Genomic DNA, 20,278 nt, shown 5'->3' with positions numbered 1-20,278 from the left:
CTCTTTAGCGGCCAGCGACTCCGTTGAGTGCGCCCATCACAGCCTGGTACTCAGCAGTGTTATTGGTGCCCGTTGCCTCAGCAACATGGTTAGCGTTATCCAGCAATATGACCAAGTCACCAAGGGTGTAGTTGCCATCTTGCATGGTCTGCAGCTGATCAGTTGGAAGGCTATTAGTTGCGATGAGGTTATTGACTACATCTGGCAGTCCATCCAAGTTGGCTTGTTGGGCTGCATCCGCCAATGCAGGAGCTGCAATCAATCCTGCTGCCAACGCGAGAATTACTCCGATGACAACAGTTGCATCTCCACCCAAGTCGATACCGTCATCAACAGTCAAGCCCTCGAGCTTGCCGCCCGAAGCCTGTAGCTGTCCTGATGCAAACATATCCAGCTGCGCCTGATTGCCATTGAATAGGTTCAGGTCAACATCACCAGCGATACCGTTAACGCGACCGGAGTCGGAACGTTGCCACATATCCATCTTTTGCCAACCGCCAACAGGTTCTGGCGCGGTGGACTGATAGGCCGCAAGCCACAGTGGGTAATTCGCAAACTCTTGGGTATTACCCATCTGCTCTATCCAGAAGTAGCGGTAGGTGTACATCATTGGTGTGCGACCGGTCTGGATTTCAATCTCATCCATAAAGTCACGAGTCCACTGTGCAAGCTGCTCCGGACTCTTCCCTTCCGACACTTCCAAGTCAAGGACCGGCGGCAGAGAATGGTTAGCAACCTGGTTGTAATGGGATGCATAGTGTCGCGCCTGTTCACGCGCATCACCCGCTGGACGAGCGTAGTGATAAGTACCCACCTTCAGGCCATTAGCCGCTGCATCAGTGGTGTCTTGGACCAGGTGCTCATTGGTCCACGTCGTGCCTTCCGATGCCTTCACAACCGCAAAGGATTGACCATCCGTCTTAACCTGGTCCCAGGCAATGGCCTGGCCATCCGGATGCTGCCACCGTGAAACGTCAACGCCTGACGCGATACCCGGCACGGTCGATGCAGTCTGCACCATATCGTCTGGGAGAAGCCCCGAAGGCAAATTAGCAGGCAGGCCTGGAATTGCCGTTGCAGGGAGAATCAAAAGAGATCCCGCAACGGCGGCAGTAGCGGTCACGGCTGTCAGCAAGCGGAATTTTCGCATGCACAAGAGCATAACTTATTTCACTCTAGCAACACAGGCATCACACGTAACTTTTCAATGATGGTTCGCTCTATACAACTCACAATCAACCATGACCAGTAGTTTCCGAACTGAAGAAGATTTCTGTTCTTAATGCCTCGCCCAATCTCCGATCGGCCCGGGAAGCGCCGGTTTCGGATCTCCTAAAAGGTCACGTCGGTTCTTATCCAATTCGACCCGTGACATCACTGACTTCACCGGCCCGCGCTTTTTCCTGTCTTGACCTTGACCCGCTGCGCCAGGTGTCATCATCGGGCCTGTGCCACGCCCATTGTTCTGCGCATTATTGGCGTTTGGACCCGCGTCTGGTGTGGCTTGGGCTGTGCCCGCGCCTGCCCCACCACCGGTGCGCTCATTTACCCGGTCACCGCCCACACCGCGGCCAGTACTCTCTGCTCCACCAGAAGCAGCACGCCCGCCTCCAGCAGCGCTCCCGCGTGCGGCACCTGCGTGTTCACGGGGCCCATCAGCGCTCGTTCCTGATCCCAGTCCACCGAATGCGTTCATAACGCCTTGCCCAGGAGTAAATCCCGAGTTCCTACCTTGACCGCTAAAACCCGATACTGCACCAGTCCCCGTTCCAGCTCCGACTCCGCTACCAGCGTTTAAACCATCATTCGGAGTAAAGCCACCACGGCTTCCTCCTGCAGTACCCGAGTAATTGGCTGCTTGCGTCGATGTCTCTTCCAACGACCTCATGCCATTGTTGATGTACTCCTGCAAACGTCCCCCGCCGTAGAGCTCCTCCGTGCGCTGATCTAGGAAGCGATTGACTTCATCAACCAAGCCTTGGTCAACCCGCTCCAAAGCACGAAGCTCCCCATCGACCATCTCAAACGAACCTGGCACGAGTACCCCTTCTTCAAACGCCTGTTGAATCTCTCGCGGCAACGTCTCATCCTCAGTTGTATATCTCTCCCCGAGCCCCGCAATCTGACCCAAACCGATATTGAATTGCCCGCCTCCGCCGCTCGCTATAGGCGCGTCCATCAACTTCTGTTGTTCAGGAAGACTTCCGGTTAACTGGCCATTGATCGTCTGCTGCCATTTCGCCAAAGTGACAGTCTCAAATGCTTTCTGCGCAGCTACATCCGGAATCAGGCGCATACTCTTTACATCACCCATTATTCCTAGATTGTTTACCGGTATAGGCTGAGCCAGTCTGAATGCCTTCTGACTCATCAATTCCGCATTCGCTGCAAATTGCTGCCCATGCCCGGCCATCTCTCGAACCTTGCGCGCTGCACTGAACGTGAAATCACTATCGTGTTCCGATTCCAGTGAACCAGCAATCGAATTCAATGACTCAACCTGGCTAAGCATTCGACTCTTCAGTTCACTCCAGTTGCCTGCAAGCGCAACAGCTTGGTCAAACTTCGTCTGCGAATACTGGCCGCTAAATAAATCCAAGGACGGCCCCAGCATCACAACTGGCTGCACGAAAGAGAACGGCGAGTATCCCGGCTCTGGCTGATTAATGATTGGCATAGCCGTCTCACCCACGGTGCCTCCCATGTCCGATATATCTAAACCTTGTGCATTACCAGAGTCTTGCGCTCGGACCGCGTCAACCTGCTGCTCCAAAAGCTCGCGTACCCAAGGAAGCTGACCGGAGAACTTTTCCAATGATGCCTTCGCTGAGGCAGGATCCCGGGAAATTGCTTGTCCATGAATTTCACCAGCTTCCGAGAGTCCCGCAACCGGTGAGAAGTCACGTCCAATATTGGAATCTGCATAGCGAATTGCTCTATTAGTATCTTCGTCAAGAAACCGAAGTCTTTCGAGCGAATCAAGTATCCTCAGTTTATTAATGCGCAATTTTTCCATCCAATCTAAGAATTTCAGTGAGCCAGAACGCTGCTTGGTCGCAACTGTCCAATACAGGCCGCTCAACGAAGTACATCTGATAGCTCGCCGATAGAGAACCTCCTGATGTATCGACAGATGCTGTACAACCAGTTCCATCGAGCCCCTCTGACCGATTGGTAATTAATGGAATGTTGTCGCCACCGGCTGACCAACCAGTCTCACCTGGTACTGCATCAAAACTCTCACTGTTATAGGGGGCGGCGCGAACATTTAGCGTTGCTTCCCCCACCTCAACTGGAACGTAGAAGAGGCAATAGTCCTCCAACTCTTCCTGCGTTGCATCCTTCAACGCCACCTCAAGCCCGAGCTCTTCAAAGAACTCCATCGGAATCTCCAGGCAAGGATAAAAATCAAATTCAGCGTCAGAAAGACCATCAATGGTCATTAGTTCCGGAATAAATGGAGCTCCTGGATATGTCTCACCAGATTTTGAGAGACCAATCTCGTCATCGGAAATTGCGGCACCTTGAGAAACTGATTCTGATGGCCTACCGGCAATGGAGTTGGTGGTCTCAGTTGATTCAGCGCGTGCATCGGCTTCAGTGGAATCTGACCAGGCATTACAACCACTCATGAGCACGCCAGCAGTCACCGCAGCAACGGCAGCATGGCTGACCCGTCTATTAAACATTCTTCCCCCGAAAAATTTCAATCGATATTCTAAGTTGTATGAGTTAGATCTGCCCGTCAGCACGAAAGATGTCTATCATCAGTCCTTCGGCTTCCGCGCAGGCGTCAAAATCTGGGTCTGTGGTAAGCAGGTCCCCCACAAACAAGGAAAAGTTGCCGCCGACAGTTTCCACACCAGCCAAGCAGACATAGTCATCACCGGGCAGAAAATTAAACAGCTGAATTTGGTCTCCCCCAAGAGCTTTCGACCAGCTTAATCCCTCAATCTCCGCAGAATCTACGAGCATCTTAAATTCGTCGTTCGTTCCGTCATGACTGGAGACTCCAACCGAATACCCTATGCCCATCTCGCGCCCCGTATCAATGCTGCATACACCCTCATCATAGTCCTCAGGAAATTCACCTCGACCAGAATCGCTAAATGAACCAATGTCATTCTCAATCAGCAATGACTCGAATTCATCGGTGCAAGGATCAAAGAGTTCGAAATCTGCAGCGTTTGGGTCGAATCTTCCCAGGGCAGGTAGAACTCCCTTTTGCTGAGCATTACTACGGTTCCCACCGATGGGAAGACTGATACCACCTTCGCCGATGCCACTGCTTCCAGTGCTTCCGTTTCCTCCGCTGCTTTTGTCCTCATCGTCAATGCCCTGGTCCCCGGAACCGCTGTCAAACATAGGCCCGCCGACGCCGATGCCGTCATCGTGAAGTTGGACGGTGCATGCGCTTAGAGCGGATGCTGTGGCTGCAGCAATAAACAGGCTGATAACGATATTCTTCTTAAGCACTCTTCCCCCGGGATGGATATCCAAACTCATAAAAATATGGCGCTGATAAGGCGCTATCTTCTTAGACTCAATGTGGTTGAGAAAGGTTCCCCGGGTCTTGGAAACAGTTATTCGAGGGGATTGAGGAAATACGAAGAGTGTGGAGAAATGCGAAACCCTACCGCGATGAGCTGGGATTGCTCAGCGGTAGGGATTCGAGTCTGTTTTGTGTCTTAGACGGAACGGGCCAAGGTAATGACTTCCGGTAGGACGGCGAGTAGCTGTTTGACGTCGTCCTCAGTGGAGAGACGGCCCAAAGTAAAACGCAGCGAGCCGCGGCCTTGGTCATCGGTCACTCCCATGGCTTCCAGCACATGCGACATGCGGTTAACGCCCGCGTGGCAGGCAGAGCCAGTGGCGGCTTCAATGCCGCGCTGGTCCAAAAGCATGATGAGGCTATCACCATCAGTGCCGGGGAAAGACACATGCAGGTGCGAATCTAAGGAAGGCTCGGTGGTGTTGACCACGACGTCATCGATGGTATCGATGATCCCGGCCTTGAGCCGATCGCGCAGGCTGCGAATGTGGGCAGATTCTTCATCCAACTGCGCCAGAGATTCTTTCAGCGCGGCAGCGAGACCCGATGCGCCGGCAACATCATTGGTGCCAGGGCGAATACCGCGTTCCTGACCGCCGCCGAACATCAACGGGCGTGGTGCCGGGGTGCGCTTGGCCAATAGCAGGCCAATACCGCGCGGGCCACCAAATTTATGGGCGCTCGCTGCCAAGGTGGCAGCGCCAAGCTCATGGAAGTTGATAGGCAGCTTGCCCACGACCTGCACCGCATCAACGTGTACGGGAGTATTCACGGCAGCAGCGCGGGCAACGATGTCTTCAACCGGCTGAATAGCGCCGGTCTCATTATTGGCCCACATGCTGGTTGCCACCGCTGCCGGAGTATCCAGCGCAGACAGATCGGAAATGTGACCATCGCGGCCAACTGGCATCATATCCACGGTGGCACCATGTTGTTCTTCCAAACGCGCGACCGTATCGCGGACAGCTGAATGCTCAATCGGGCTGGAGATAATCCGGCCAGCGCCCGCCTCATTCGTGGAAGCATGGAATAGGCCTTGAATAGCAATATTGTCTGCTTCAGTGCCAGAGGCGGTAAAGACTACTTCAATTGGCTCGCAACCGAGCAGCTCCGCCACGGTTTCACGGGCATCATCCAGCACAGAGCGGGACTTGCGGCCCGAGGTGTACTGAGCGCCAGCATTGAGCATGCCGGAAGCTGCCACCCACGCATCAATCGCAGACTGACGCATAGGTTGGGTTGCTGCGTAATCGAAATAAGACATTTAAGCGCGCTTCTTCAATTCCTCAACCAGAGCTGGGGCAAATTCATGCAGGTCAGCAACAACGCCCAAATCAGCGATCTGGAAGAAAGGTTCATCCTGGTCCTGGTTAACAATCACAATCGTACCGGCGGTCTGCATGCCGGAGGTGTGCTGAATCGCACCGGAGATTCCCAGGCCAATGTAGAGGTCCGGAGAAACAGTGACACCGGTCTGACCAATCTGCAGGGCAGGGTCGTACCAGCCTTCATCCACGGCATCACGGGTGGCGCCAACGGCGGCCGAGAGGGCATCGGCAAGCGGCTCCACAACGCCGGCAAATTCATTACCCACGCCGCGGCCACCAGCCACAACCACCTTGGCGGTGCCCAGCTCAGGACGAGCGGACTTCACAGCCGGGGTAAAGCCGGTAACCTGCACGTCGCGCTCAGTCGCTGCTGGCAGAGGCATTGGCGCCAGCTGGGTTTCCACGGCCTGCTCAACTGGTGCCACGGCACCTGGCTGCAGGGTGTAAATCGGGCAATTGCCATGCGCCTGCGCGGTGGTGTCGATGGCGCCACCAAAGATGGACAAGGTCGCAGACTTATCCGCATTGATAGCGGACACATTCGACAGCACGCCAGAAGCCAGTCGTGCAGCCAAACGGCCAGCAATCTCATTGCCCTTCGGCGTTGCAGCGATGAGAATCGGCGCGGGGTTCGCCTGACCAAGTGCCTGAAGGGCATCTACCTCAGGGGTAATCAAACGCGCGTCATAATCAGCGGCGGTGGCATTAACCACCTGGACAGCACCGAACTTCGCCAGCTCAGGAGCCAGCTCCTCAGCGTGGCCGCCAACAACTACGGCCGAGACCGCGCCCAAAGGGCGTGCGGCGGTCAGCAGCTCGGCGCTCACTGGGTTGAGCTGGCCGGCATCGTGCTCAATAAGTACGTATACGTGTGACACTTCTATCTCCTAAATAAGGTTCTTCGATGCCAAGTAGTCAGCGACCTTCGCCGCCATCTCCTCAGGGCTGCCAGAGTCAATAACTTCACCCGCGGTGCGCGCCGGGCGCTCCTGCGCGGCGGTCACAGCGGTAGTCGATGCCGCCAGGCCAACATTGGCTGCATCCACATTGATATCTGCGATAGACCAGACGGTGACGTCATGCTTCTTCGCGGCCATGAGTCCCTTGAAGTTCGGGAAACGGGGCTGGTCAGCCTTATCGGTAACAGACACAATCGCAGGCAGGGTCGCAGAAAGTTCCCACTGGCCAGCGGCGTCTTCGCGCTTGCCGTTGACCTTATCGCCATCCAGGCTCACGCCGGTGACATTGGTCAAAGCTGGCGTCTGACGGTATTCCGCCAGCATGCCAGCGAGCAAGCCGGTGCCTGCATCCGATGCGGAATTACCCATGACCACTAGGTCAACGCTGCCGAACTTAGCTGCAATGGCATTGAGAGCATTGTGAATAGCCCAGGTGGTGGCCAAAGCATCAGAGCCAGCGAGTGCATCATCTTGCACGTGCACTGCATCATCAGCACCCATGGCCAACGCCTTGCGCAATGCTTCATCAGCTGATGCCGGTCCCACGGTCAGCGCGATGACTTGGTTCGCAGAATCATCGCCCTTAATACGCAGGGCCTGTTCGACGGAGAATTCGTTGATCTCATCGAGCATATTGTCAACGGATTCACGGTCTAGGGTGTGGTCAGCTTCCAGGGTCTTAGTCGACCACGTATCAGGAACGTGTTTAACCAGTGCCACGATGGTGGGCATTAGGCGTTCACCTTTCTCTATTAGCTCATAAAATCATTGCGAAATTCATTCAACTGTCCATAGTAATAGGCTTTACTACTTTAGAACTAGTTTGGTTTCACGTATCACGCTTTATCCCCATTGCCGTGCGCCACAAATCAGCGCGACGCCACGCTTGCCGATGCGCGTGATCACCACCGCCATCGACCTCGCCCCGCGCAGTTTCAGCTTCTTTCGCAGCTGGTCAGGGTCCATATCAACCCCGCGCACGAGGATTTCTAGGCTGCCGCAATCATGGCTTGCCAGTGCCGCTTTCAGCTTTTTGATTGGTACTTCTTCAATGAATTCAAACCCAGACTGCCCTGCCGGAATCTGCGGGCCGGTCAGATAAGCGATGCGGTCATCGATCTGCCACAGGCCCTCACGCGCGGCGTAGTCTTTGACCAGCCCGGCGCGCACGACCGCACCATCGGGGTCGATGATGAAGGTGGATAACTCCCCTGCTTCGGGTAGCTCCGCGCGCTCGCCGTCATACTCGTCAAGGACATCCACCTCGCCCTGGGCGGTGAGTATCACCGCGCGGCGACGGTTAAGGATCTCCGGGCTAAAGAGACAGGCTTCTTTCACTCCACCATCCAGGGACGTCACCATGACCCCGCCTTCCCAGGAGGAATAGTCCAACCCCGGCGCGCATTTAATAACCATCTGCTTACCGTGGTGCGTATCCATCAAATCCGGCAGCGGTGGCAATAGGTCCTCGGGCGCTGCGATCCTTCTTCCTCCAGCACGGCGCGCGGGATCCGCCAGAATGACCTCTGCGGTGGAGGTCTGCGTCAGGGCATCAGCGCGGATGAAGAAGGCGCGGGGGACGTTGCGGCGTGCCATCGACAAGCGTGCGACATCAATGTCACTGCCCAAATACTCAATCCCTTTGCGCGTGATGGCGGCACCCTCAAATCCGACGGAGCAGGTCACATCATGCACCAACGTCACCCCCGCTGCCTGCAGCATGCTCGCGCGATAATTCGCCACCGGCGCCGCGGTGGCCTGCTGCACGGAGTCAGTATCCACCAACCAGCGTCCAGACTCCTCTGGGTGTTCAGCTTTTATGCTGACACCCCGGAACTTGTGGGTGCGCTGCCCTGCTCGGCGCGCGGTGACGAGCTCGGCGACGGCACGGGAGTGCTCGCCGAAGTGTGCGCGAAGAGTCTCCATGTCGCTCAGGGTCGAGGCCTTGGTTAATTCCAAAGATGCGGAGGTGCGCGCGATATCTTCCTGTTGGGTAGCCAGGAACTCAATGTCGTTTAAGGTGTACGCCATGAAATCCGATCAATCGGTGTAGTGCTGAAAAAGTCATAGTAGCGGGGATCATCTCGCGGGTCGCCAATTACCGGGCGGGTATCAGATAGTGATGCTGCATCTTGGACTTCGGCAACGGAGTTGTATTGGGCGAGGCGCTTAATCTGCGCCCAGGTCGGCACGACGAGGCGCACGAGGCCAGCTTTCCAACCATCGAGGAGCAATTGCGGCGGAAACCAGTTCGCATCATCGGCCTCACCGGTATTGCCATCGGGGTTTTGGCCCTCAGGCAATAGCGCGAGGAAGAAGAATGTATCAAACCAGTTCTTGGCACCGGATGAGCCAACCCACCTGGCCCATGGGATGAGCAAGTCTGAATCCACGCGCATGGAATGCTCCGCGAGAAAGTCTGTAAAAGAGACTTCATGAGACTCGAGCTTCTCGCGGAAATCGTGGTACGGAGTGGCATCATCAATGTGATTATCGTCTTTGATGGCTAAGAGCGTGCCAGCTTCTTCAAAAAGCTCACGGGCTGCTGCAAATACCAGAGCGTGCGCTTTATATTTAGTCACGCCCATGCGCCTTGCCATCGCGACCACCGAACGGCCCGCCCACAGCTCACCGGAATCCCAGGAACGGGGTGGGAAGTCACGCTTATCCACGCCGCCGCCAGGAAAGACCACGTGACCGGGATAGTTCACCATGGTGGACACTCGTTCTTGGACCCAGACCTCTAGTCCGTTTTTACCGTCACGAATCAGCAGGACGGTCGCTGCCATCCTGCCGCCGTTAAACCCCGTGGTTTCGGCAGCATCAATCGCATCGATCTGAGCTGGGTCTATGTGAGCTCTACTCAGATCTTTATCTGTTTCGCTCATTTGCCTTTAATCGTACGTCCTTGCACCAACCCACACCGACTGAAGACACGTTCTAGCCCCTTTTACGGAGGATATAACCCCCTTTGTGGAGGGAGCTATTACTTGCGGTGGCTGGTTCGTGCGGAACGATTCCGGCGGGCAAAGTAGCGGTCCCCAATGCGGTCCACTTGGATTGGCTGGTGGAAAGCCTTGGAGAGATTGTCAGAAGTCATCACCGAATTAATCAGTCCCTTGGCAATGACCTCACCTTCATCCAAAATCATGGCGTGGGTAAAGCCATAAGGGATTTCTTCCACGTGGTGGGTAATCATCACGATAGCTGGGGCATCCGGGTCCATGGCCAAATCACCTAAGTAGCCCACCAGATCCTCGCGTCCACCTAAGTCCATACCGGCGGTCGGCTCATCCAAAATGAGCAATTCTGGGTCAGACATCAGGGCGCGCGCGAGGATAACGCGCTTGCGTTCACCCTCAGACAGGGTCCCCCAGGTGCGCTCAGCCAGGTGGGCTGCGCCTACCTGCTCCAAGATGACATCAGCACGATCGAAGTCCATATTTTCATATTCTTCGCGCCACCTACCGAGCACCGCATAACCGGCGGAAATAACCAAGTCATTAACAACCTCATTATCCGGAATCCGGTGCTGCACTGCTGCCGAGGACATACCGATAACTGCGCGCAGGTCACGCATATCGGTCTTACCAATGCGCTCACCCATCAAAAAGGCCGTGCCCTTTGAAGGAAACTCTTCTGCTGCCGCCATGCGCACCAATGAGGTCTTACCAGCACCATTAGGGCCAATCACGACCCAGCGCTCATCTAATTCCACCTGCCAGTCCACCGGTCCCACCAGCGTGTTGCCGCCGCGGCGAAGTTCGACGCCACGGAAATCAATCAGCAAGTCATCGTGGGTCTCTAAAGGCTGCTCCGGCATACCTGCCTGCGGGCTCACGCCCTGGCCACGTGCAGCCGATGAGGCAGCAGCGGAAGAAGAGTTCGATCCTGGGGTCTGAGAAATAGGTGCGTTCACATCTTCCATTGTGTCCTAATTTCACGTTGCCCGGTGAAACTGACACAGCTCGACTAATCTGAGTTTCATGACTCAGCGCCTTGGGATAGATGACGTTCGGCCCCGCATTGACAATGGGGCATTGCCGGTCAAAGCAGTTGTTGGAGAAGTAGTGCCCGTGACCGCCCTGGTGTGGCGCGAAGGCCATGATGCCATCGCAGCAACACTGACAGTGTGGTCCACTGCCAACCCACAAATGGTTTCCAGCACCACCATGAGCGTCGATCCTTTCAATCCTGACCGCGTGCATGGTGTCTTCACGCCGGGCACTGAAGGCACCTGGGCTTATCGCGTTGACGCCTGGTCGGATCCACTGTCCACCTGGCGCAATGCCGTAGAAAAGAAGATGGCTGCTGGCCAAGATGCAGATGAATTAGCTAATGACTTAGCACATGGTTCGAATCTTTATGCACGCGCAGGCTTAGCGATTGATGGACCAGAGAGCCGGACATTGCTGCGCGCGGGCGTCAATCTGGATGACCGCACGGCCACTGTGGAAGAGCGCGTCGAGCTGGCATTAGCTGATTCCACCTTAGATATCCTGCGCCGCCATCCCTTCCGTGAAATGCTGACTGAAGGCCCTACTCAGGAAGTACTCGTGGAGCGCCCACAGGCACTATTTAATTCTTGGTATGAGCTTTTCCCACGCTCCACAGGTGGACGCGATGAGGACGGCAACCCAGTGCATGGCACCTTTGCTACCACCGCAGAAGCATTAGAGCGCGTAGCAGCCATGGGCTTTGACACCGTCTACTTTCCACCAATCCACCCCATTGGTGAGGTTCACCGCAAGGGCAAAAATAATACGCTGACCCCCGAAGAAGGCGATGTCGGCTCCCCGTGGGCTATTCAAGACCACACCAAGACCCATCCGGAGCTGGGCACCTTGGAGGAGTTCAAGGAACTGGTGATCCGCGCTAATGATCTGAGACTTGAAATCGCCCTGGACTTGGCGCTGCAGGCCTCCCCTGATCATCCGTGGGCCAAGAGCAATCCGGAGTACTTCACTGTGTTGGCAGATGGCACCATCGCCTATGCTGAAAACCCACCGAAGAAGTACCAGGACATCTACCCCATTAACTTTGATAACGCGCCTGAGAAGATCTATGAAGAGATCTACCAGGTGGTCATGCACTGGGTAGAGGCAGGCGTAAGTACTTTCCGCGTGGATAACCCACACACGAAACCGACCAATTTCTGGTCATGGTTGATCTCTAAGGTGCATGCCACTCACCCGGGCGTCATCTTCTTGGCGGAAGCCTTTACCCGCCAAGCCCGTCTCTACGGCTTGGCAAAGAATGGGTTCTCGCAATCTTATTCCTATTTCACGTGGAAAACCACCAAGGATGAGCTCATCGAGTTCGCTACGGAACACGCATTGCAGGCTGATTTCTGCCGCCCGAACCTCTTTGTCAATACCCCGGATATTTTGCATGAGTCATTGCAGACCGGTGGCCGCGCAATGTTCGCGATTCGTGCAGTACTTGCTTCCACCATGTCCCCGTTGTGGGGTGTGTACTCGGGCTTTGAGCTCTACGAGCACGTACCGGTCAAACCTGGCAGCGAAGAATACATGGACTCAGAAAAGTATGAGCTGCGCCCACGCGATTTCCAGGCTGCCGTCAACTCCGGGGACTCTTTAGAGGCCTTCATTCGCAGCCTAAACATGATTCGCCGGGATAACCCTGCCCTGCAGCAGCTGCGCAACCTGCACTTCCATAATGCAGATAACCCGAATGTGCTGGCATATTCCAAGGCAGATTCCACCACAGGCAACGTTGTTTTGACCGTTGTAAATTTGGATCCTCGCAACGCCCAAGAAGCAACCGTCACCATTGATTATGAGGCAATCGGTATGGAACCTGGTGAGTCCTATGTCGTCCATGACCAGATTTCCGGTGCCAGCTATGAATGGTCCGAGCGAAACTTCGTACGCCTCGAACCCCTGCGCGATGTTGCGCACATCTTTGTGCTGCCAGAGGTTGAAGCTTCCCGTCGCGAGCGCCTGTCATGGCGCAAGGTCAATGACTACCGCGCTTAAGCACATGCAATTTCCCTCTCGCCAATTCCATACCCCTGTATAAAGGTAACGTTTAAAACATGAGCATTCCTGCAGATGACCTCCGTCTCCTCAACCAGTGCCGCCACTATGATCCGCATGGTTTCTATGGCTGGCATGACGGCACCGTTCATACCCGCCGCCCTGGTGCTGAGCGCGTGGAGTTGGTGACAGCTTCAGAGGTTCTCCCGATGCGCAACATCGGTGATGATATCTTCTTCGCCGAATTGGAAGACAACGTGGATTACCGCCTGCGGATTACCTATCCTGCGCAGCCGCCACGTGATGTCGCTGATGGATACCGATTCCTGCCCACCCTGGGCTCTTTAGACCTGCACCTGATTTCTGAAGGCCGGCATGAGCGCCTGTGGGATGTCATGGGCGCGAACATTAAAACCTATGACTCTGAACTAGGTGAGATTACCGGTACGGCCTTTTCGGTGTGGGCACCGAATGCGGAAGGTGTCTCAGTTGTCGGTGACTTCTGTGGATGGAATGCTTCGCAGTACCCTATGCGCTCGCTGGGCTCAACAGGCATCTGGGAAGTATTCATCCCGGGAATCGGTGCGGGCGAGCGCTATAAATTCGCTATTCAAACCAAGGAAGGCCACCGGATTGATAAAGCCGACCCGATGGCCCGCAAAACCCTAGCTCCACCAGAGACCGCCTCGGTGATCGAAGAATCATCCTATGAATGGCAGGACACCGAGTGGATGAACAATCGCACGAGCGATCTCAACGTGCCGATGAGCGTGTACGAAGTCCACGTGGGTTCCTGGAAGCAGGGCTCTAACTACGCCACTCTGCGTGAAGAGCTCATTCCTTACCTGTTGGAGCACGGCTATACCCACGTAGAGCTCATGCCCGTCGCTGAGCATCCTTTTGGCGGTTCCTGGGGTTATCAGGTTTCTGGCTACTACGCGCCGAGTGCGCGTTGGGGCGACCCAGATGACTTACGCTCCCTGATTGATGCGCTCCACGCTGCGGGCATTGGTGTCATCGTGGACTGGGTCCCCGCACACTTTCCTAAGGATTCTTTCTCACTGGGTAAATTCGATGGCCAGGCCTGCTATGAGCACCCGGATCCACGCCGCGGCGAGCAAAGCGACTGGGGCACGTATGTCTTTGATTTCGGACGCCATGAGGTTCGCAACTTCCTCGTCGCAAATGCCTTGTACTGGGCCGAAGAGTTCCACATCGATGGCCTGCGCGTTGATGCTGTCGCATCTATGCTGTACCTGGACTACTCGCGTGAGGATTGGTTGCCGAACCAATATGGCGGGCGTGAGAACCTGGAGGCCGTACAATTCCTGCAGGAAACCAACGCTACCCTGCACCGCCACCACCCAGGTGTACTCACCATCGCTGAAGAATCCACCTCCTGGCCAGGCGTTACTAAGTCCACCGAAGACGGCGGGCTGGGCTTTAACCTGAAGTGGAATATGGGTTGGATGAATGACACTCTCGAGTACTTCGGCCATGACCCCATCCACCGCAGCTACCACCACAATGAGCTGACCTTCTCTATGGTCTATGCCTATTCTGAGCGCTACATGCTGCCCTTTAGCCATGACGAGGTCGTTCATGGCAAGGGCACGTTGTGGACGCGTATGCCCGGTGATGACTGGAATAAGGCCGCCGGCGTACGTGCGCTCTTCGGCTATATGTTCAGCCACCCGGGCAAAAAGCTCATGTTTATGGGTTGTGAATTCGGTCAGACCACCGAATGGTCTGAAGGATACTCCGTAGATTGGTCCAACCTGGACGGCTGGGGCTCTGAGTACCACCACGGCATCAAGCGCTTAGTGCGCGATTTAAACCTCACTTACCGCGCGCATCCAGCACTCTGGTCCCAGGACTTCAGCCAGGACGGATTCCAATGGGTCAAGGCTGATGACCACAGTAACTCTATCCTCGGCTATGTCCGCTACGGCACCAACGGCGACGCAATTTTGGCCGCGTGCAACTTTTCGGGTTCTTCGCAGCCGGCCTACCAATTGTGGGTACCGGAAGACGGCACTTGGGAGCTCATCCTCAACACCGATGATGGCATCTATGAAGGCGCCAGCAACCCATTAGCCAAGGAAGTCACCTCCACAGACAATCACGTGAATCTACACATCCCAGCCAATTCCGTGCAGTGGTACCAGCTCAAGAAATAGGGCTTGGTTGAGATAAGTAACGTCTCCACAGAAAAACCCTGTGTCAGCTGACCATGAAGGTCACGCTGACACAGGGTTCATTTCATATCGCACCCAATCCTTTACTAGTGAAGGGACGCTTCTGAATGCTCCTTAGTAGAGCGAGCTTGCGAGCTTGGTGCGCGCAGTGAGAACACGCGGATCGCCGGCGTCGAAAAGCTGGAAAAGCTCCAACAGCCTATCGCGAACTTTCTCCTTCTCACCCGCCACATTGCCAGCAATCAAAGTTATGAGACGGTCGAATGCGGAATCTGGGCTGCCGGCGACGATCTCGGCATCGGCAGCAGTGAATTGCTTCTCGATATCTTCTGGCGCCTGCTGCGCCGCGGCAATGGGATCCTCAGTACGGTTTGCTGGGTCGAGACGCTTCAGCAACATCGTGGTATTACGTGCCTGCTTGATATCAGCGTTATTCGGGTCATCGGCCAGAATCTGGTCATAGACGGCCATCGCGCCATCGAAATCACCGGCGTTGAGCTTAGCCTCAGCATCACTCAGGCGTGGATCCTCGACTTCTTCTGCTGCTTCCTCAGTAGGCATATCCTCGGCATCCAAACCTTTGAGCTTGGGGCCAATCTGCTCAACGAGTGCATCAACCCACTGCTGCAGTGCTTCCTTAGGCTGCCCGCCTTCAAAATTAGTCAGCGGTTGGCCAGCACCAATGGCAACTACGGTAGGAAGCTGCTGGACGCCGAAAACCTGCACAATTTGCGGGAAAGTATCGGCATCGATGTAGCCAACGATGAACTTCAAACCGCCCTGGGCTGCAAGCTCCTGGAAATCCGTCTTCAGTTGTTCCGAAGCCTGCGAACGCGAGGTACCGATAACCGCGATGACTGGTACCTGCGTGGAACGGCGCACCACCTCATTTTCGAAATTGGCATCGGTTACCTCGAAAAATGGCGCAATACCACCAACCTGACCAGGTGCAGATGCTTGATTCTTGGCGGCCTCTCGCGCCTCAGCTTGCGCCTTGACCTTGCTCAGATCTAGCGCGCCACCGACATATCCAGAATTCGGGTTAGTCATTGAACTCGATTGCTCCTTCTTAAGTATTTCTACTGGATTTTTATCTAAACCGCGTTAATTCGCAGAATGCTTCTTGCTTAGAGCTGGTTCTCAGAAGTATCTGGACCAAGATGCTTATCGATTGCGTCGACCTTGCCACGAATACGGTCTGTGTAGCCGGGGCGAATATCTGCCTTAATCACCAAAGAAGTACGTGGTGACACCTTCTCGACAGCTGCGGTTGCTTCCTTAATAACTGCGAAGACCTCATCCCATTCGCCCTCAATGAGCGTAAACATGGCATTGGTTTCATGTGGGAGACCCGAATTACGGACAACGCGGACGGCTTCAGCAACTGCCTCTGACATCTCTGCGGCAGGATTACTGGTAATGGTGGGCGCAACGGAAAATGCAACAATCATGCAGACCATTCTAGCCCCTCACCCGCAACAGCTGTGGAGCGAACTATCGATGATCCCAGCAACGGGTATGCCAATGACGGCGCTCTTCAACTTGCCCGCCGCCCTCTTTTGGCCATGCCACGATATGTGACATTCCTGGGAAGATCGTTTGATTGCAACCAGGACAGACGTAATTTTTGGTTGCGCCTGCCGCGCCCACCTGACGCACGATGTAGGGCCTACCAAAATCCCAGGAAGGACCATCGACCGTACTAGCGCCGAAGAATACTGCGGCATCCCGTGGCAAGGCACGAGGTTCGGTACGTTGGCGGCGGTTCTTACGCGCCATAAAGCTGTGGCCTTCTCCCCTGGTTCCTAGAAAAGACGCAGCTCGTTGGACTCGATGCCGCGTAGCTCTTGGTAATCCAAGATGACACAGCGAATACCACGGTCTTCTGCCAAAGTACGTGCCTGAGGTTTGATCTCTTGGGCTGCGAAGACACCAGAAACCGGTGCCAAAACATCATCGCGGTTGAGCAATTCCAGGTAGCGGGTCAACTGCTCTACGCCGTCAATCTCACCACGGCGTTTGATTTCAACAGCGACGTAGCCCTTCTTCTCGTCTTGGGCCATGATATCCACTGGGCCGATCGCAGTTGGGTACTCGCGACGTACCAAGGTGTAGCCCTTGCCCAAGGTGGTGATGTGCTCAGCCAGTAGCTCCTGGAGATGGGCTTCGACGCCGTCCTTCACTAAGCCTGGATCCTCGCCCAGTTCGGCAGTGATGTCTTGGTGAATCTCTTCAATGGTGATGCGCAGCTGATCACCCTTCTTATTCTCCACCAGCCACAAGAATTCACCAGTGGCTTCACCATCGATATCGGTGATCTCGGATTCCTCAAAGCTGCACGGTGGAGTCATCCAGTTGAGCGGCTTATACGCCCGATCATCTGCATGCACAGAAATAGAACCGTCTGCTTTCAATAGAAGCAGGCGGTCTGCCATGGGAAGGTGGGCATCCAAACGTCCGACGTAGTCGACGGAGCAACGGGCGATGACTAAACGCATGCCCTCTACATTATGCGGACTAACGCGGTGAGCAAAAATTAGCGCGCACAAAGGGCCGAAAACTAATTGCTGCTATAGCCAGTCCAAGTATTCGGATCATAAGGCATATTCGTTCCGCGTGGACGCTGAGCCCGGTCACGCAGGCGGCGGAAGTCAATTCGCTCCTGACGCTGTGAGGGTGAAGCCTCAACCCAAGCGCCGAAAGCCATGAGTGCGTGTTGAGTCAATGCGATTTCATATTCCACGCCCTTGACCACAAAACGCAGCGCTACGTGGTCATCAGAAATGAAAGCGGCCTCGGCATCATCAACCGGACGGGTGTCCAGCATCTCGATGTCGAGGCGGTTAAAAGTTGAGTCGGCCATGGGAGAAATAGAGCGCAGCTTGAAGTATTCCACGAGTTCGCCCTTGTAGCGGAGCACGCCGTGACGCCAACCGTGGTAATCCTTGGCCGGAAGCTTGCGTAGAAGAACAGAAGTCCCGCGAGAACGCAGAGTGAAAAAGCGCAGTGCTGCCGAGAATATGCACAAAATGGCAATAATAACTAGCGCCCACAGGAGGACTGAACCTACGCTCATTAATCCCGTACTTCCCTTCTCAAACCTCACCACACCACAGCACGCTCAGGAGAAGGACCTAGTTCTGCCATGAACTGCCTCAACCAAACTGCCTGCGAAGCGGTTCAATTAATCTTCCAAGTTGTTTAAACAGTCTACAGAAGCCGCACTGATACTCACAATGAACCATTTGGATGATGACGAGTGGAGGTTCACGCAGGATATGAATGCGCTGGCTTTGTCACAAAGGCAAGTTTTGGGCATAGCAAAAGGCACCCCGCCGAGGCGGGGTGCCTTTCAAGTGAGAGAGGAAGGGCGGTTACTTGCTGCCCTTTATCTCCGAATGCTCATGATGCGAATTAGTTTTCGCGGGAACGAGCCAAGGCGCGAAGTGCTGCCTGTCCACGGGAAGCAACCAATGCATCAGATGACGCGGCGTCGTCTTGAGCCTGAGATTCATCAACCTCATCTGCCCAAACAGCCCAGTCAGCCAATACGGTGATCTTCTCGGTGGAAACGGAGAGGAAGCCACCCTGTACAGCGGCAACCTTGCGGTCGCCGTCGACTGGGCGGAAGGTAACTACACAATTCTCAGCCAGTTGGCCAAGCATTGGTTCGTGACCCGGAAGCACGCCGATCTCACCCTCGGTGGTTTCTGCGGAAATGATGGTGGCCTTACCAGACCACAGCATGCGCTCTACAGCTACCAGTTCCACGGTGATGTCAGCCATGTGCCTCTCCCTACTTCTCAGTCAGCTTCTTGTACGCTGCTTCGACGTCGTCCAAGCCACCCAGGCCGTTGAATGCCTGCTCTGGGTAGTGGTCGAATTCGCCGTCGCAAATGCGCTCGAAAGCATCGATGGTGTCGGTCAAAGGAACGTAAGAACCTGGCAGACCGGTGAACTTTTCTGCAACGAAGAAGTTCTGGCCCAAGAAACGCTCGAGGCGACGTGCGCGCTGAACGGTAATCTTGTCCTCTTCAGAAAGCTCGTCCATACCAAGGATGGCGATGATGTCCTGGAGTTCCTTGTTCTTCTGCAGAATGTTGATCACGCGCTGTGCAACAGCGTAGTGACGCTCACCAACGATCGAAGGCTCGAGAATACGAGAAGTCGAGGTCAGAGGGTTCACTGCTGGGTAGATACCCTTAGAAGCAATTGCACGGTCAAGCTCGGTGGTTGCATCCAAGTGAGCGAAGGTGGTCGCTGGAGCTGGGTCGGTGTAGTCATCCGCAGGAACGTAAACGGCCTGCAGAGAGGTAATCGACTTGCCCTTGGTCGAGGTAATGCGCTCCTGAAGAACACCCATCTCATCAGCCAGGGTTGGCTGGTAGCCCACAGCGGAAGGCATACGACCCAGAAGGGTCGAGACCTCGGAACCTGCCTGGGTGAAACGGAAGATGTTATCGATGAACAGCAGCACGTCCTGGTTCTGAACATCGCGGAAGTACTCCGCCATGGTCAGGCCGGACAGAGCCACGCGCATACGAACTCCTGGTGGTTCGTCCATCTGGCCGAACACGAGGGCGGTGTCCTGCAGTACGCCCATTTCTTCCATTTCCAGGAACAGGTCGGTGCCCTCACGGGTACGCTCACCAACACCTGCGAAGACGGAGGTACCGGAGAACTCGCGTGCGATACGAGTAATCATCTCCTGGATAAGAACGGTCTTACCCACACCTGCGCCGCCGAAGAGGCCAATCTTGCCGCCCTTAACGTAAGGGGTCAGCAGGTCAATAACCTTAATGCCGGTTTCGAGGATTTCGGTCTTGCCTTCGAGCTGGTCGAATGCTGGTGGTTCGCGGTGGATACCCCACTGCTCGCCATCGCGACCCAGGCCTGGCTCATCCAAGCAGTCGCCCAATGCGTTAAAGACGTGGCCCTTAACAACATCGCCGACTGGCACGGAGATTGGCTTCTGAGTGTCGTTGACAGCTGCGCCACGAACGAGGCCGTCGGTAGGTGCCATGGAAACGGCACGAACCAAGTTGTCGCCGAGGTGCTGTGCAACCTCAAGGGTAATAGTACGTGCAACAGCCTCGAGGTTAATCTCGACGGTCAGTGCGTTGTACAGTGCCGGTAGTCCGCCACGCGGGAACTCCACGTCGACGACCGGACCGATGACACGCACCACACGGCCGGCAACTGCCGACGACTGTGTGTTCTGCTCTTGCAGAGCTGAAGTCAT

Annotated in this window: 19 protein-coding genes; 2 read left to right on the top strand and 17 right to left on the bottom strand. The window is 55.3% G+C overall.

The window, feature by feature from the left end:
- Positions 1 to 4: 4 nt before the first annotated feature.
- The 10 genes from ACG98I_RS07065 to ACG98I_RS07020 form a co-directional block, all read right to left on the bottom strand.
- The gene (locus ACG98I_RS07065) at positions 5 to 1,150 is read right to left on the bottom strand and encodes a glycoside hydrolase family 25 protein (protein WP_394719330.1); all 1,146 of its coding nucleotides are present in this window, start codon (positions 1,148 to 1,150) and stop codon (positions 5 to 7) included.
- 129 nt (positions 1,151 to 1,279) lie between these two features.
- Entirely contained in the window at positions 1,280 to 3,016 is a 1,737-nt protein-coding gene (locus ACG98I_RS07060; protein ID WP_394719331.1) for a hypothetical protein, read from the bottom strand.
- The gene (locus tag ACG98I_RS07055; RefSeq protein ID WP_394719333.1) at positions 2,997 to 3,689 is read right to left on the bottom strand and encodes a hypothetical protein; all 693 of its coding nucleotides are present in this window, start codon (positions 3,687 to 3,689) and stop codon (positions 2,997 to 2,999) included. Before ACG98I_RS07055 ends, ACG98I_RS07060 begins: the two co-directional genes overlap by 20 nt.
- A 43-nt stretch (positions 3,690 to 3,732) precedes the next feature.
- Entirely contained in the window at positions 3,733 to 4,476 is a 744-nt protein-coding gene (locus ACG98I_RS07050) for a hypothetical protein (protein ID WP_394719334.1), read from the bottom strand.
- Positions 4,477 to 4,688: 212 nt separating this feature from the next.
- Entirely contained in the window at positions 4,689 to 5,816 is a 1,128-nt protein-coding gene (locus ACG98I_RS07045; RefSeq protein WP_394719336.1) for a cysteine desulfurase family protein, read from the bottom strand.
- The gene (locus tag ACG98I_RS07040; protein ID WP_394719338.1) at positions 5,817 to 6,758 is read right to left on the bottom strand and encodes an electron transfer flavoprotein subunit alpha/FixB family protein; all 942 of its coding nucleotides are present in this window, start codon (positions 6,756 to 6,758) and stop codon (positions 5,817 to 5,819) included.
- Between the two features lie 9 nt (positions 6,759 to 6,767).
- Complete coding sequence (locus ACG98I_RS07035; protein WP_394719340.1) at positions 6,768 to 7,571, bottom strand: electron transfer flavoprotein subunit beta/FixA family protein; 804 nt, start codon at positions 7,569 to 7,571, stop codon at positions 6,768 to 6,770.
- A gap of 111 nt (positions 7,572 to 7,682) precedes the next feature.
- Positions 7,683 to 8,870, bottom strand: a complete 1,188-nt coding sequence (locus ACG98I_RS07030) for an SAM-dependent methyltransferase (protein ID WP_394719342.1) — start codon at positions 8,868 to 8,870, stop codon at positions 7,683 to 7,685.
- Positions 8,855 to 9,727: an NUDIX hydrolase gene (locus ACG98I_RS07025; protein WP_394719344.1), complete on the bottom strand. Its 873-nt coding sequence runs from the start codon at positions 9,725 to 9,727 to the stop codon at positions 8,855 to 8,857. Before ACG98I_RS07025 ends, ACG98I_RS07030 begins: the two co-directional genes overlap by 16 nt.
- A gap of 98 nt (positions 9,728 to 9,825) precedes the next feature.
- On the bottom strand, positions 9,826 to 10,662 hold the full coding sequence (locus ACG98I_RS07020) for an ABC transporter ATP-binding protein (RefSeq protein ID WP_394719469.1): 837 nt from the start codon (positions 10,660 to 10,662) through the stop codon (positions 9,826 to 9,828).
- A 163-nt stretch (positions 10,663 to 10,825) separates the two neighbouring features.
- Here ACG98I_RS07020 and ACG98I_RS07015 point away from each other — a divergent pair, with 163 nt between their 5' ends.
- A complete protein-coding gene (locus ACG98I_RS07015; protein ID WP_394719346.1) occupies positions 10,826 to 12,838 on the top strand; it encodes a maltotransferase domain-containing protein in 2,013 nt (670 codons plus the stop codon).
- 59 nt (positions 12,839 to 12,897) lie between these two features.
- Positions 12,898 to 15,018: a 1,4-alpha-glucan branching protein GlgB gene (gene glgB / locus ACG98I_RS07010; protein ID WP_394719348.1), complete on the top strand. Its 2,121-nt coding sequence runs from the start codon at positions 12,898 to 12,900 to the stop codon at positions 15,016 to 15,018.
- A gap of 132 nt (positions 15,019 to 15,150) precedes the next feature.
- On the opposite strand, the gene ACG98I_RS07005 is transcribed toward glgB, so the two are convergent.
- The 7 genes from ACG98I_RS07005 to atpD form a co-directional block, all read right to left on the bottom strand.
- The gene (locus tag ACG98I_RS07005; RefSeq protein WP_394719349.1) at positions 15,151 to 16,086 is read right to left on the bottom strand and encodes a co-chaperone YbbN; all 936 of its coding nucleotides are present in this window, start codon (positions 16,084 to 16,086) and stop codon (positions 15,151 to 15,153) included.
- Positions 16,087 to 16,163: 77 nt separating this feature from the next.
- On the bottom strand, positions 16,164 to 16,487 hold the full coding sequence (locus ACG98I_RS07000; RefSeq protein ID WP_394719350.1) for an MTH1187 family thiamine-binding protein: 324 nt from the start codon (positions 16,485 to 16,487) through the stop codon (positions 16,164 to 16,166).
- Between the two features lie 43 nt (positions 16,488 to 16,530).
- Positions 16,531 to 16,815, bottom strand: a complete 285-nt coding sequence (locus ACG98I_RS06995; protein ID WP_394719352.1) for a hypothetical protein — start codon at positions 16,813 to 16,815, stop codon at positions 16,531 to 16,533.
- A 26-nt stretch (positions 16,816 to 16,841) separates the two neighbouring features.
- Entirely contained in the window at positions 16,842 to 17,534 is a 693-nt protein-coding gene (nucS, locus tag ACG98I_RS06990) for an endonuclease NucS (RefSeq protein ID WP_394719353.1), read from the bottom strand.
- A 62-nt stretch (positions 17,535 to 17,596) separates the two neighbouring features.
- Complete coding sequence (locus ACG98I_RS06985; RefSeq protein WP_394719354.1) at positions 17,597 to 18,112, bottom strand: DUF2550 domain-containing protein; 516 nt, start codon at positions 18,110 to 18,112, stop codon at positions 17,597 to 17,599.
- A 338-nt stretch (positions 18,113 to 18,450) separates the two neighbouring features.
- Positions 18,451 to 18,822: a F0F1 ATP synthase subunit epsilon gene (locus ACG98I_RS06980; RefSeq protein WP_394719355.1), complete on the bottom strand. Its 372-nt coding sequence runs from the start codon at positions 18,820 to 18,822 to the stop codon at positions 18,451 to 18,453.
- A 10-nt stretch (positions 18,823 to 18,832) separates the two neighbouring features.
- Complete coding sequence (atpD, locus tag ACG98I_RS06975) at positions 18,833 to 20,278, bottom strand: F0F1 ATP synthase subunit beta (RefSeq protein WP_394719356.1); 1,446 nt, start codon at positions 20,276 to 20,278, stop codon at positions 18,833 to 18,835.

The organism is Corynebacterium sp. L4757 (assembly GCF_043673995.1).
Lineage (GTDB): Bacteria > Actinomycetota > Actinomycetes > Mycobacteriales > Mycobacteriaceae > Corynebacterium.
The sequence above is the reverse complement of the archived record's forward strand: the minus strand, read 5'-3'. Positions and strand labels throughout refer to the sequence as shown.